Raw genomic sequence first — 12,642 nt, 5'->3', positions numbered from 1 at the left:
CGCCGTTACTTCTCTCCGCTGCCGGCGCCGGACGACTCGTTCTCGTCGTCGTAGAAGAACTTCGGATCGTCGAAGATCTCCTTGCAGGTCGGGCAGATCGGGAAGCGGCTGGGATCACGGCTTGGCACCCACACCTTGCCGCACAGCGCCGTCACCGGAGTGCCGAGCACCAGCGCCTCGGTGATCTTGTCCTTCTCCGCGTAATGGGAGAACCGCTCGTGATCCCCGTTGTCGGTGCTGTACTCGACCCGCTCATCGGTGATCGTGGCGGTACCGCCCGAGAGCTTTTCTGCCGTACTCATGAGGCGAGTCTACGAGTGCATCAGCCCCGCTGTGCAGCAGTTGGCGATACGAGGTAACAAAACGCGTAACGAATCACACCCAGCCGAGGCGCTAATTCATCGCCGGGTCCTCCGGGAAGGTCGACAGCAGCGCCAGCTCGCCGCGCTGCCTGCGCAACACCGCCCGCCAGGTGCGATCCGGATCGAGGGTGAAGGCGTCACCGGGCGCCGGATCGACCACGTACCAGGCGCCCTGAGCCAGCTCACGCTCCAGTTGCCCCGAACTCCAGCCCGCGTACCCGGCGTACACCCGGAACGCCGATATCTCCGTGGCCAGCATCTCCGGCGGGATGTCCAGATCGACGAGACCGAGATCGCCGTGCACCCGCCGCCAGCCGAGCGGCTCGCCGGCCCCGGGCCGCGGCACCGAACGCAACTCGGCCAGGCCGAGCGCCGAGTCCAGTGCCACCGGGCCGCCCTGGAACACCATCGGCAACGGTTCGGCCAGCTCACTCCACGCGGGCAGCACCTCGCGCACCGGCACCGCCGTCGGCCGGTTGACCACCACGCCCAGCGTGCCGTCGCCGTCGTGATCGAGCACCAGCACCACGGTCCGGTCGAAGTTCGGGTCCACCAGCAGCGGCGTGGCGACCAGCAGCCGCCCGGTCAATGCGACCTCGGTCATGGAGCCATCTTCTCAGGAGGATCATCCGGCGCGGCGCGTTGGTCGCCGACGGGTGTCGGCCGCGTGCCGGGCCGATCCACGGCGTACGACGCGCCACGCCGCTCACTCTTCTCACCGAACCTGAACTGCCCAACCGCCGCATTTTCGAGCGCTACCGCGCTGATCCGGCGGCGAGGGCCGGTTGCGGCGCGGCTGATGCGCGTGTTCGAACCGCCGCGCAGCGGTGTTGGAACCCGGCCCCGCGTCTCTGGCAGACTTGGCGCTTGTTCCGCCCCGAGATCCGGAGGGCCGCCGGAAGCAGGATGGGTCGGGACTCCACGTCCTCAAGCCCGCCCGCGGGCCGAAGCAGACACGGAGCCATGAACAGCGCACCCGCAACCGCCCTGCCCCGTCCGTCCGCAGCGTCCCGTTCAGCTGCCCGCACCGGCCATACCCCGCAGCTGCGGCCGGACCGCATCCACGTCACCGGCGGCACCCCGCTGACCGGCGAGGTCACCCTGCGCGGTGCGAAGAACCTGGTGCCCAAGGCCATGGTCGCCGCACTGCTCGGCAGCAGCCCGAGCCGGTTGCGCAACGTCCCGCGGATCAGCGACGTGCGGATCGTCACCGGCCTGCTGGAGGCGCACGGCGTCACGGTACGCACCGGCGATGTGGTCGACGAGCTGGTGCTCGACCCCGCTTCGGTGGACGCCGCGGACCACGCCGAGATCGCCGCGCACGCCGGGGAAAGCCGAATCCCGATCCTGTTGTGCGGCCCGCTGCTGCACCGCAACGGCCACGCCTTCATCCCGGACCTCGGCGGCTGCCGCATCGGCGACCGGCCGATCGACTTCCACCTCGACGCCCTGCGCGCGTTCGGCGCCGTGGTCGACAAGCGGGCCGACGGGCTGCACATCGAAGCCCCGCAGCGGCTGCGCGGCACGAAGATAACGCTTCCGTACCCGAGCGTCGGCTCTACCGAGCAGGTACTGCTGACCGCGGTGCTCGCCGAGGGCGTGACGGAACTGCGCAACGCGGCCACCGAGCCGGAGATCGTGGACCTGATCGCGGTCCTGCAGAAGATGGGCGCGATCATCTCGGTGCTGGACAACCGGGTCATCCACATCACCGGCGTCGACCGGCTCGAGGGCTACAGCCACCGTGCGCTGCCGGACCGGCTCGAGGCGGCTTCCTGGGCCTGCGCGGCGCTGGCCACCGGCGGCGACATCCTGGTGCGTGGCGCGCAGCAGGGCTCGATGATGACCTTCCTTAACGTGTTCCGCCGGGTCGGTGGCGCGTTCGAGGTCGACGACGTTCAGAGCGATCCGGGCATCCGGTTCTGGCACCCCGGCGGCGCGCTCAAGGCGCTGGCGCTGGAGACCGACGTGCACCCCGGGTTCCAGACCGACTGGCAGCAGCCGCTCGTGGTCGCGCTGACGCAGGCTCAGGGGCTGTCCATCGTGCACGAGACGGTGTACGAGAAGCGGCTCGGCTTCACCAGCGCCCTGATCTCGATGGGCGCGCAGGTGCAGTTGTACCGCGAATGCCTCGGTGGCACGCCCTGCCGGTTCGGTCAGCGCAACTTCATGCACTCCGCGGTGATCTCCGGGCCGACCAAGCTGCACGCGGCCGAGTTGCAGATCCCGGATCTGCGCGCGGGTTTCTCGTACCTCATCGCGGCGCTGGCGGCGCAGGGCACCTCGACGGTGCACGGTATCTCGCTGATCAGCCGCGGTTACGAGGACTTCGCGGACAAGCTGGCGGCGCTCGGCGCACGGTTCGAGTTCGGCGAGAACCTGACCGACTGAGCGGAATAACCCGGCCCGGCACACCCTTTGGCTCGATAACCATCGATGTTCGATAACTATCGACCAACGCGGAGGCGCGCATGAACGCGATCGTTGTCAGCAAGACCGGCGGCCCGGAGGTACTGGAGTACGCCGAAGGGCCGCGGCTGCACGCGGGGCCCGGCCAATTACTGGTCAAGGTGGCTGCGGCCGGCGTGAACTTCATTGACACCTACTTCCGGAAGGGCGCCTATCCGCGCCCGGTGCCCTTCACGCCGGGCGCGGAGTTCGCCGGCACGGTCGAGGCGGTCGGCGAGGGCGTGACCGGGTTCAACGTGGGCGACCATGTCGCCTCGGTGGACAGCGTCAGCGGCGCCTACGCGCAGCACACGCTGGTAGAGGCGGCCCGCGCGGTGCGTATCCCGGACGAGATCCCGCTGGAGACCGCGGCCGCGGCGATGCTCCAGGGCCTGACGGCGCATTACCTCACCACCTCGACGTGGCCGATCAAGGCGGGCGACACAGCGCTCGTACACGCGGCGGCGGGCGGCATGGGTCTGCTGCTCACCCAGATGATCAAGGCACGCGGCGGCCGGGTCATCGGCACGGTGTCCACGAAGCAGAAGGAAGAGCTGGCGCGGTCGGTGGGCGCGGACGAGATCATCCGCTACACCGAGGTCGACGACCTGGCCGGCGCGGTGCGCGACCTGACGGAGAACAGGCGAGGCGTCGACGTGGTCTACGACGGCGTCGGCAAGACGACCTTCGACGCGTCGCTGGGGTCCCTGCGCCCGCGCGGCCTGCTGGCGCTGTACGGCGCGGCGAGCGGCCCGGTCCCGCCGTTCGACCTCCAGCGACTGAACTCGGCAGGCTCGCTGTTCATCACCCGCCCGACACTCCAGCACCACGTCGCGGAGCCGCAGGAGCTGGCATGGCGCACCGGCGAGCTGCTCGGCGCGATCGCGGACGGATCGCTCAGCATCACGATCGGCTCCCGCTACCCACTCGCTGAGGCCGGGGCGGCGCACACGGCCCTCGAGTCGCGCGCGACGACCGGCAAGGTCCTGCTCATCCCCGAGCAGTAGCCGCGGTCCCTGGCCGCACTCTCTCGTGCGGACATCACCGATCCCGACTATCCGGTCATCAGAATTCTGATGACTGGATGGTCAGGATTCAGTGGGACGCCTGAGTCGCCATCCTGCGCGGTCCCGGCCGCTTCTTCCCGGCTACTTCTTCCCGTCCACGGCCTCGCGGACGGCCGCCGCCACCGCCGGCGCCACATCCGGGTTGAAGACGGACGGCACGATGAAGTTCGCGTTCAGCTCGTCCTCCTTCACCACATCCGCCAGCGCGCGCGCCGCCGCCAGCAGCATCGTCTGCGAAACCTTGTGGCCGTGCGCGTCCAGCAGCCCGCGGAACACCCCGGGGAACGCCAGTACGTTGTTGATCTGGTTCGGGAAGTCGCTGCGGCCGGTCGCGACCACCGCCGCGTGCTCCTGCGCCGCCGCCGGATCCACCTCCGGGTCCGGGTTCGCCAGCGCGAACACGATCGCGTCGGGAGCCATCGTCGCGATGTCGTCCCCGGTGAGGATGCTCGGCGCGGAGACGCCGATGAACACGTCCGCTCCGGCCAGCGCCTCGCGCAGCGTCCCGGTGTATCCGCCGGGATTGGTGTTCTGCGCCACCCAGCGCAGGTCCGAGTCCGGCCCGCCGAGGTCATCGCGCCCGGCGTGCACCACGCCGAGATAATCCGCGACCGTTATGTCCTTAGCTCCCGCTTCGCGCAGCAGCCGCAGGATCGCCGTTCCGGCCGCCCCCGCACCCGAGCCGACGATCCGCACTTGGCCGATCTCTTTGCCCACTACCCGCAGCGCGTTGGTCAGCGCGGCAAGCACCACGATCGCGGTGCCGTGCTGGTCGTCGTGGAAGACCGGGATGTCCAACTGCTCGCGCAGCCGCCGCTCGATCTCGAAGCAGCGCGGCGCGGAGATGTCCTCCAGTTTGATCCCCGCGAAGCCCGGCGCGATTGCCTTGACCGTGCGGATGATCTCCTCGGTGTCCTGGGTGTCCAGGCAGATCGGCCACGCGTCGATCCCGGCGAACCGCTTGAACAGCGCCGCCTTGCCCTCCATCACCGGCAGCGCGGCCTGCGGCCCGATATTGCCGAGGCCGAGCACCGCCGAACCGTCCGTCACCACGGCGATCGCGTTGCGCTTGATGGTCAGCCGGCGCGCGTCCTCCGGATTCTGCGCGATCGCCATGCAGACGCGCGCGACGCCCGGCGTGTAAGCCATCGACAGGTCATCGCGGTTGCGCAGCGGAACCTTCGACTGCATCTCGATCTTGCCGCCGAGGTGCAGCAGGAAGGTGCGGTCCGAGACCCTGCCGACCTCGATCCCGTCGATGGCGTCGATGGCCTCGGTGATCCGCTTCGCGTGCTCGCTGCTGGACGCGGCGATGGTCGCGTCGATGCGCAGCCGCTCATTGCCGGAGCCGGAGACGTCCAGCGCGGTGAGCGCGCCGCCGGCTTCCTCGACCACCCTGGTGAGGTGGGACACCGCGCTGCCGCGCGCGGGCGCCTCAAGCCGCACCGTGATCGAATACGAGACGCTGGGCTGCGCCGTCATCGCGATCGCCTCTTTCCGACGTTTCCGACTGCCAGCCCATGCTGCCACGCGGTGCCGATCCAACCAGCGGGGTTTTGCCGTTACGGGTTGTGATTCCACTCTCAAACGCGACCTGCGAAGCTGGACCGATGCTCGTGCGCATGTTTCCGATGACCGAACTCAAGACGGCGCGGCTCCTGCTGCGCGCGCACCGCGAGCAGGACGTCGAACCCACCGTCGCCATGTTCGGCGACGAACTGTCCAAGCGCTGGCTCTCCGCTCCCCAGCCGTACACCCTCGAAGACGGCCGCCGCTGGTGCGTCGACACCGCGCACCTGTTGCGCGCGATGGGCGACGGAATCCACTGGACTATCACCGACGCGCACACGGACCAGTACCTCGGCGGCATCGGCGTCAGGAGCACCGACTGGCTGCGCCGCTCCACCGAGATCGGGTACGCGATGGCACCGTGGGCGCGCGGGCGCGGCTACGCCCCCGAGGCGCTACGCATCGCTGCCGAGTGGATTCTGCGCGAGCACGCCTTCAACCGAGTCGAACTCTTCGCGGCCACCGGCAACACCGCTTCACAGCGCGTCGCCGAAAAGGCCGGCTTCGTGCGCGAGGGCGTGGCCCGAAACGCCGGCTTCACCCACCATGGCCAGCAGGACATGGTGACCTTCTCCCTCATCCCCGCCGACCTGATTGCCGAGCCCTGAGCGGCAGCTATCTGACCGTTCTCAAGCGGGCCGGTACCGTACGATGGTCGCGCGCGCGAGTGGCGTAATTGGCAGCCGCGCTGGGTTTAGGTCCCAGTGCCCTAATAAGGCGTGCGGGTTCGAGTCCCGCCTCGCGCACCGCGGAATACACGATGGCCCGCCGGGTTTCGGCGGGCCATCGCAGTGTGCTGGGGTGCGCGGCGCTCGTATCGGGGTCCGCCCGAACCTGATCGGGCTGGCTCAGACGGCGGTGACGACCTGCTCGAAGTCCAGGCGCGGGTTGCGCGGGAACCAGGCGTTCTCGCCGGGCCGGCCGATGTTCACCACGACCAGGGTCTTGTAGCCGGAGTCGGCGAAGAACTCGCGGTCGATGCCCTCGGCGTCGAGGCCGGTCATCGGGCCCGCGGCGAGGCCGGCCGCGCGGACACCGAGGATGAAATAGCCGACCTGGAGCAGCGCGTTCAACTTCGCCGTGTCGTGGCGGTGCGGCTTGCCCTTGAACAGATCCTGCGCGCCTTGGAAGTGCGGGAAGACGGTCGGCAGGTGCTCGTGGAACTCGGGGTCGTAGGCGAGGATCGCGGTCAGCGGCGCGCTCTGGGTCTTGGCCTTGTTGCCGTCGCTCAGCTGTCCGACCAGTCGCTCGCGAGCCTCGGGGGTGCGCACCAGCACCACGCGCAGCGGCTGGATGTTCATCGAGGTCGGCGCGTACTTGATCAGGTCGTAGATAGCGGCGACCTGCTCCTCGCTGACCGGCTCGTCGGTGAACGTGTTCGCCGTGCGCGCGGAGCGAAACAGCAGGTCCTGGGCGTTCTTGTCCAGTTCGAGAACGTCGTGCAGCTCAGTCATGGGATTCAACTCCTGTGCTCGTGCCGGGATCGGGTGGGCGCCTCACCCGCTGCAACTAGGTTGAATCCTAAACTATTCCAAAGCCTCGTTATTGAATTCGGGACAGTGTCGTGGCTCACGTTTCCCGGCTCAGCCCAGCATTCCGGAGCCGCCACGGGCCAGCGCACGTGACGCGCCGGCGACGATCGCGATGCCGAACGCCCAGCCGAGGTACGGCAGTCCCCAGGCCACGACCGCCGCGAAACCGTGCGACTGGAACGCGTCCGCCTGCCCGAAGTGCACGATCGGAACGAACAAATCCGCAGCGTAGAGCGCCGGGTAGTAGACCACGTGCTCGTCCGGCCGGATCTGTGTCGGCCGGTCGGCCGCGAAGAAGCCGATCGCCGCCAACTGGATCAGGATGCTGAAGAACACGGCCCGCATCGGCCGATACCCGTAGCCGACCAAGGTGCCGAACATCACTCCGACGAACCGGTCCCAGCGCCGGCTGTCGGTCCGACGCACCCGCTCCTTCTCGATCAGGATGGTGCGCGCGTCCTCCTCGTGTCCGAGCGCGCGGTAATACGCAGCCATGAACTCGTACGGTTGTGCGCGGTAACCGTCCCTTTGGCGGCGTAAGAGCGCGAGACGGTCCTTACCGGGCAGGTATGGATCGAACGCGTTGTAGGTAAGGCCGTCGAGCAGTACCTCGTCCGGCCACGTCTGCGGTCCGCCGTCGCGGATTGTCGCCACCGCCGCGTGGTAAAGCGTGATGGGACCCGAGTCCCTCGCGATGCCGACCAAGTCAAGGTTGCCGCCGACCCGCGAGCCGATCAGCCGCACCTCGCCCTTCGCATGGAAGCCACCCGTGAGGTAGAAGCCACGGGCGACCTGCATGCCGCCGCAATGCAGCGCGGGATCGTTGTTGACTGATTCAAGCCGCGCACCCCGGAAAGAAAGCACGCCGCCGAAGCTCGCGGCGATAAGTGCGACCTGACCCTCGGCGTGAAAGCCGCGTTCGAACAGCCCGTCGCCGGCGGCCGTGAAGCTTTCGCCGGCTAGGGCGACGCCCTGCCGGCCGACGATCTCGACGCCGCCGATATCCGTGATCTTGGTGCCGGAGAACAGCGCTATCCCGTCGACCGACGCGCCCGGCACCCGCAACTGCCCGTGGATCTGCGCGAAGCCGAGCAGCAGGCTGCGGCCGATGTGCGCGCCGCCGAGGCTGACCGCGGCGTTCCCGGGATGATGCAGCTTGCTGCGAACGAGATCCAGCACGGCGCCGATCCGCGCGCCGATCAGGCACACCGGCCCGTCACAGTGCAGCGCCCGCGCGGCGAGGTCCGTGTCGATCGTGATCTCGTCAAGGTGCAGCGCGAAATCAGGGTCACCGCACACCCGCACGTCGTTCAGCTTCAGCGAGCCGCGTACATGTGCGCCCTCGGCCATGATCCGGCCGGTCTGCGAGCCGGTGAGGTCGATCGACTTGGTCACCGCCTCGTCCAACCGCATCGTGTCCTCGATGCGGCAGTGCCGCAGGGTGAGCGGCACGTCAATTTGGCCGTGCCGCAGATCGATCTGCCCGACGATGCGCGCCCCGATGATCCGGACGCCCGCGGTGCGCCCCGGCACCGGCTTGCAGGCGCCGAGGGCCAGCGCGGCGATCACTGCCGCGCGAATCGTACGATCGTCACTCCACTCATCGGCCTGAGCCGGATCGTCGAGCTCGGGGTCGCCGGACAGGTATTCGACTGTCGCGCCATAGGGGAACGCCTCCCACAGGCGGCGCTCGGCTCGGGTGAGCTCAGGCAGCCAGCTTGGTATCTCCCCGTCCGGAGACTCGTTCTCAGCACTCGGCCCGCTCGACGCGGCTGTGCTCGCGGTGCTCGCCCCCGGCTCATTCGTCACGCGGGATATGTTGGCGTATCCGGGTACGCGTTGTCCGCCGGTCGCGGGGTCGCGAGTTCGGGTATTGCGACGCCGCCGATGTCCGGCCAGCTCGACGCCTGTCGCCACTCGCCCGGGCGAAACCGGATTTCGCTGCGCGCGGTCCGCCGTGTATGGTTTTCCTCGCTCGCCCCAATAGCTCAGTCGGCAGAGCGTCTCCATGGTAAGGAGAAGGTCTACGGTTCGATTCCGTATTGGGGCTCTGTGATCGGCGGCCCGCCTGTGACGTCATGATCGAGCGTCGCCCGGCGGGCCGTAGTCGATCATGGCGGTGTAGCTCAGTTGGCAGAGCAAGCGGCTCATAATCGCTGTGTCACCGGTTCAAGTCCGGTCACCGCTACCACAACCCGAAGCATGACGCGGGCGTCCGAGGCACCCGGCTCGATCCGGTAGCCTAGTCTCGTCCGCTTTTCAGTCTGTCCGCTCGCAAACAGGAGTAGCTCCCGTGGCCGCTACCGACGTCCGCCCGAAGATCACGCTGGCCTGCGTGGAGTGCAAGGAGCGGAACTACATCACCAAGAAGAACCGGCGCAACGACCCGGACCGCCTTGAACTGAAGAAGTTCTGCCCGCGGGACGGCAAGCACACCGTCCACCGCGAGACCCGGTAGTCCGCGCCCGCGAACCTCGGAAGCCGCCCGCTCTGTGCCGCGATCACCAAGCCGTGATCACGCCGCGCAGCGCGGAGCGGCTTCTCGTGCGTCTTGACGACGAGCGAACAGTCCAAGAGCGAACCGCACAGTCAGACGAAAGCCCAATCCGACGCGGCGCGCGCGTCTGAGACCGCGCCGGTGTCACGAGCAGAGGGGTGACGGGCCGGGCCATGCCGCTGGATCAGTCGTTCGTCGGCCGGACGTATCCGCCTACCGCGTCCTACGAGGTGGGGCGCGAGAAGATCCGGGAGTTCGCCACCGCGGTGCGCGACCTGCACCCGGCCTATCTGGACCCCGAAGCGGCCAAGGCGCTTGGCCATCCCGATGTGATCGCCCCGCCGACCTTCCCGGTCATCATCGCGATCCCGGCCGCCTACCAGGCCGTCAACGATCCCGAGTTCGGCCTGGGCGATTCCTGGGTGGTACACGGCGACCAGCGGTTCGTCTACCAGCGGCCGATGCGCGCGGGGGACCGGATCGAATGCGTCGTCAAGATCGAGGCGATCAAGTCCATCGCCGGCAGTGACATGATCACGCTGGTCAGCGAGCTGCGTACGGTTGAGGGCGAGCCGGTCTGCACGGCGTACGGGCTGTTCGTCGTCCGGGAAGACACCTCCGCCAAGAACGGCGGGGCGGACAAGGCCGAAGCAGGGGAGTCCTGATGCCGCGTTACGAAAACCTGGCGGTCGGCGACGAACTGCCTGCGCAGAGCTTCCCGGTGGACCGGGCCGATTTGGTGCGTTACGCCGGAGCGGCCGGGGACTTCAACCCGATCCACTGGAACGAGCGCTTCGCGGTGCAGGTCGGCCTGCCGAACGTGATCGCGCACGGCATGTTCACGATGGCGCAGGCAATCCGCGTGGTCACCGACTGGGCCGGCGATCCGAGCGCGGTCGTGGAGTACGGGGTGCGCTTCACCAAGCCGGTGATCGTCCCGGATGACGGTGTCGGCGCCAGCATCGAAGTGTCCGGGAAGATCAGTGCGCTGCTCGAGGACAACAAGGTGCGCGTCGAGCTGACTGCGGTGAGCGCGGGCCAGAAGGTGCTCGGCCGCTCGGTCGCCGTCGTCCGGTTGCTCTAGCCGACCGGAAACGGAATCTGTCAGATCTGACAGCCGGCGGACCTTCCCATACGGGCAGGTCCGCCGTTTCTCAGGCGCCGGTGTCCCAGGGCGGCACTAGGACGCCGCGTCCGATTTCCTGTCGGCGGGCCGTGAACGCAGCTGATGGCCCGCGCTGGTGAGGCACCTGCCACTGGGCAGGTCAAAACGCCAGCCATGCAGCTGGCAGGTGAGCGTCTCACCTTCCACGATTCCGAAACGAGTCAGGTCCGCCTTCAGATGCGGGCAGCGTCGCTGGAGGGTCCAATCACCCATCGTGATGTCTTCGGCATCCGTGGTGCGTTCGTGCTCGTCGTACCAGCCCTCGGCGTACTGGAGCCGCTCCTCGGAGAGGCACTTGAAGAACGAGTACACGAACTCGTTGTACTGGCCGATCCGAGTGGCGGTGAACCGGCAGGAGAGGAACAGCGAGTTCGACCAGTCCACCTCGCCAGTAAACAGCAAGTGCTCGATCAGCCGGCGCTCGGTGCGAAAGCGATAACGCACCTTCTCCTCGGCATACGGGCGCACCTCCCCGTTCGGGAAGTCCACGACGATTGACTCGACGACCTCACCTTCCGGGTCGGTCAACTCGAGCTGCACCGGCCCGCCCACGCCCTTAGCCATGTAGATCGATTCCTCCAGCAGCGGTTCGATCTGTCGGCGTAGGCCGTCAAGCACGTCGATCTCCGGGTGCGCCCAGGTGCGCTTCGCGGCTTCAATGACCGGGCGCTGCCGCTCCTGGTACCCCCTCAGATGCATTTCCTTGGCGGCGAAGAATGCGTCAACGTCCGCGACAGGGTGCTTGGTCGTGCAGTCGTCGGCGGTGAGAGTGCACACCGAGCCGGGCAGCAGGATATGCGAGTTATCGCCACCGACCTTGGCATACTCGACCTGGAAGGCGTGCTGGTCGGGGAAGATGTTGCCTTCGTCGCCGAAGATGTCGTTGTACTGCCAGAGCGCGTCGTCCAGGAAGCACGGCGGGCCGGCGATGGGGAAGACGTTGGCCGCCTTCAGATCGTCGATGTAGCGAAAGGTGCGGTCGAACTGCCGCTCGCGTTTCTGCTTACCGAAGGCGGTCTTCGCGTTGTGCGGAAGGTCGTAGACCATCGGGTACCAGATGGCGCCGGAGAACTGGAGCATGTGCCCGTGGACCGGACCCAGGTCCGCGAACCGCGTCAGATCGGTAGGGCGGGCGTCGTTCTGGTTCAGCAGCCGCACGCCGTCGTACTCGACCCAGAGCGAAGAGTCGCCGATCGGCCCGTCGGTGGGGGAGATCAGCGCCTGGACCATGATGTTCAAGCCGCCGTCGAGTTCCACTACCTCGTCGCTGACAGTGCGCAGGAAGTCGGTGAAGCCAAGCGCCCGCAGCTGGTCTTCCAGCTCATCGGTCGGGTACTCAGGCAGCAGGACCGTGGCCTTCTTGGAAACGTTGCGAGTAAGGTTCACTGCGTCGAAGTGATCACGGTGAAGATGACTGACGTACAGATAGTCGACTTGACCGAGCGCTTCCCAGTCGAGACCCGAGTTGTCCGGGAACGGGAACCAGGACGCGAAAAAGGCAGGATTGACCCAGGGATCGCACAGGATGCTTCCCGCGGGCGTATCGATTCGCATCCCGGCGTGACCGGTCCCGGTGATCTGCAGCACCGTTCGTCTCTTCTCTCTCATGCCACCCGCCGCGGCGTGCACGTACGCGGAAACGCACTGGCCGATGACATGCCCGAAGCCACGGGGGAAGACGCCGGTTGAATGGACGCGGGCGAGCTATAGCCCGGTTTTGTGGGCGGCCGCGACCTGCCTGACGGTGACGGAGCCTATCACCGAGGCCTTCCCGGAATCGGCCGTTGTGCTCAATACGAGCAGTTGACCAGGTCGCACTCCGGACCGAGCCGGATGTCGAAGCGGGCCTCGACCCCATCCCTGATGTGTGCGGCGAACTTCATGACGTCGGATGTGGTCGCGCCGCCGCGATTGGTTACGGCGAGTGCGTGACGACTGGAGAGGGCGACGGTGCCGTTGCCCCAGTCGTGGCCGAATCCGGGCGCGAATCCCGCATTGTGGA

Annotated in this window: 12 protein-coding genes, 3 tRNA genes and 1 pseudogene; 9 read left to right on the top strand and 7 right to left on the bottom strand. The window is 67.7% G+C overall.

Annotation, left to right across the window (positions count from 1 at the left end):
- Nucleotides 1-5: 5 nt before the first annotated feature.
- On the bottom strand, nt 6-302 hold the full coding sequence (locus tag VN779_RS07495; protein WP_325721527.1) for a DUF3039 domain-containing protein: 297 nt from the start codon (nt 300-302) through the stop codon (nt 6-8).
- 91 nt (nt 303-393) lie between these two features.
- On the bottom strand, nt 394-966 hold the full coding sequence (locus VN779_RS07490) for a YqgE/AlgH family protein (protein ID WP_325721525.1): 573 nt from the start codon (nt 964-966) through the stop codon (nt 394-396).
- A gap of 359 nt (nt 967-1,325) precedes the next feature.
- Between VN779_RS07490 and murA the strand changes: the two genes are divergently transcribed.
- Together murA and VN779_RS07480 are read left to right on the top strand one after the other, a co-directional pair.
- Complete coding sequence (gene murA / locus VN779_RS07485) at nt 1,326-2,753, top strand: UDP-N-acetylglucosamine 1-carboxyvinyltransferase (protein ID WP_325721523.1); 1,428 nt, start codon at nt 1,326-1,328, stop codon at nt 2,751-2,753.
- An 80-nt stretch (nt 2,754-2,833) separates the two neighbouring features.
- Nucleotides 2,834-3,817 (top strand): quinone oxidoreductase, encoded by a 984-nt coding sequence (locus VN779_RS07480; protein WP_325721521.1) that lies wholly within the window; start codon nt 2,834-2,836, stop codon nt 3,815-3,817.
- 141 nt (nt 3,818-3,958) lie between these two features.
- Here the strand turns inward: VN779_RS07480 and VN779_RS07475 are convergent, their stop codons facing one another.
- Nucleotides 3,959-5,359, bottom strand: a complete 1,401-nt coding sequence (locus VN779_RS07475) for an NAD-dependent malic enzyme (protein WP_325721519.1) — start codon at nt 5,357-5,359, stop codon at nt 3,959-3,961.
- Between the two features lie 128 nt (nt 5,360-5,487).
- On the opposite strand from VN779_RS07475, the gene VN779_RS07470 reads away from it, so the two are divergent.
- Entirely contained in the window at nt 5,488-6,054 is a 567-nt protein-coding gene (locus tag VN779_RS07470; RefSeq protein ID WP_325721517.1) for a GNAT family N-acetyltransferase, read from the top strand.
- 53 nt (nt 6,055-6,107) lie between these two features.
- Nucleotides 6,108-6,192, top strand: a tRNA-Leu gene (locus VN779_RS07465).
- A gap of 102 nt (nt 6,193-6,294) precedes the next feature.
- Here VN779_RS07465 and VN779_RS07460 read toward each other — a convergent pair.
- Both VN779_RS07460 and VN779_RS07455 read right to left on the bottom strand, forming a co-directional pair.
- A complete protein-coding gene (locus VN779_RS07460) occupies nt 6,295-6,900 on the bottom strand; it encodes a malonic semialdehyde reductase (RefSeq protein ID WP_325721515.1) in 606 nt (201 codons plus the stop codon).
- 129 nt (nt 6,901-7,029) lie between these two features.
- A complete protein-coding gene (locus VN779_RS07455; protein ID WP_325721513.1) occupies nt 7,030-8,787 on the bottom strand; it encodes a hypothetical protein in 1,758 nt (585 codons plus the stop codon).
- Between the two features lie 168 nt (nt 8,788-8,955).
- On the opposite strand from VN779_RS07455, the gene VN779_RS07450 reads away from it, so the two are divergent.
- The 5 genes from VN779_RS07450 to VN779_RS07430 all read left to right on the top strand — a co-directional run bounded on the left by VN779_RS07450 (nt 8,956) and on the right by VN779_RS07430 (nt 10,559).
- A tRNA-Thr gene (locus VN779_RS07450) sits at nt 8,956-9,028 on the top strand.
- Between the two features lie 65 nt (nt 9,029-9,093).
- Nucleotides 9,094-9,169 (top strand) — tRNA-Met (locus VN779_RS07445).
- Between the two features lie 102 nt (nt 9,170-9,271).
- Nucleotides 9,272-9,436 carry a 50S ribosomal protein L33 gene (gene rpmG, locus VN779_RS07440; RefSeq protein ID WP_325721511.1) on the top strand — a complete coding sequence of 55 codons (165 nt, stop codon included), beginning with the start codon at nt 9,272-9,274 and terminating at the stop codon, nt 9,434-9,436.
- Nucleotides 9,437-9,648: 212 nt separating this feature from the next.
- Complete coding sequence (locus VN779_RS07435; protein WP_325721509.1) at nt 9,649-10,140, top strand: MaoC family dehydratase N-terminal domain-containing protein; 492 nt, start codon at nt 9,649-9,651, stop codon at nt 10,138-10,140.
- Nucleotides 10,140-10,559 (top strand): MaoC family dehydratase, encoded by a 420-nt coding sequence (locus VN779_RS07430; RefSeq protein WP_325721507.1) that lies wholly within the window; start codon nt 10,140-10,142, stop codon nt 10,557-10,559. Before VN779_RS07435 ends, VN779_RS07430 begins: the two co-directional genes overlap by 1 nt.
- A 96-nt stretch (nt 10,560-10,655) precedes the next feature.
- Here the strand turns inward: VN779_RS07430 and VN779_RS07425 are convergent, their stop codons facing one another.
- Together VN779_RS07425 and VN779_RS07420 are read right to left on the bottom strand one after the other, a co-directional pair.
- Nucleotides 10,656-12,224, bottom strand: coding sequence for a Rieske 2Fe-2S domain-containing protein (locus tag VN779_RS07425; RefSeq protein WP_349260694.1), 1,569 nt, complete (start codon nt 12,222-12,224; stop codon nt 10,656-10,658).
- Nucleotides 12,225-12,430: 206 nt separating this feature from the next.
- Nucleotides 12,431-12,642 (bottom strand): annotated as a pseudogene (locus VN779_RS07420) (UDP-N-acetylenolpyruvoylglucosamine reductase); the annotation flags it as partial.

The sequence above is a fragment of the Actinocrinis sp. genome (genome assembly GCF_035605935.1).
Lineage (GTDB): Bacteria > Actinomycetota > Actinomycetes > Streptomycetales > Catenulisporaceae > Actinocrinis.
This window is presented reverse-complemented; position numbering and strand designations above follow the sequence as displayed.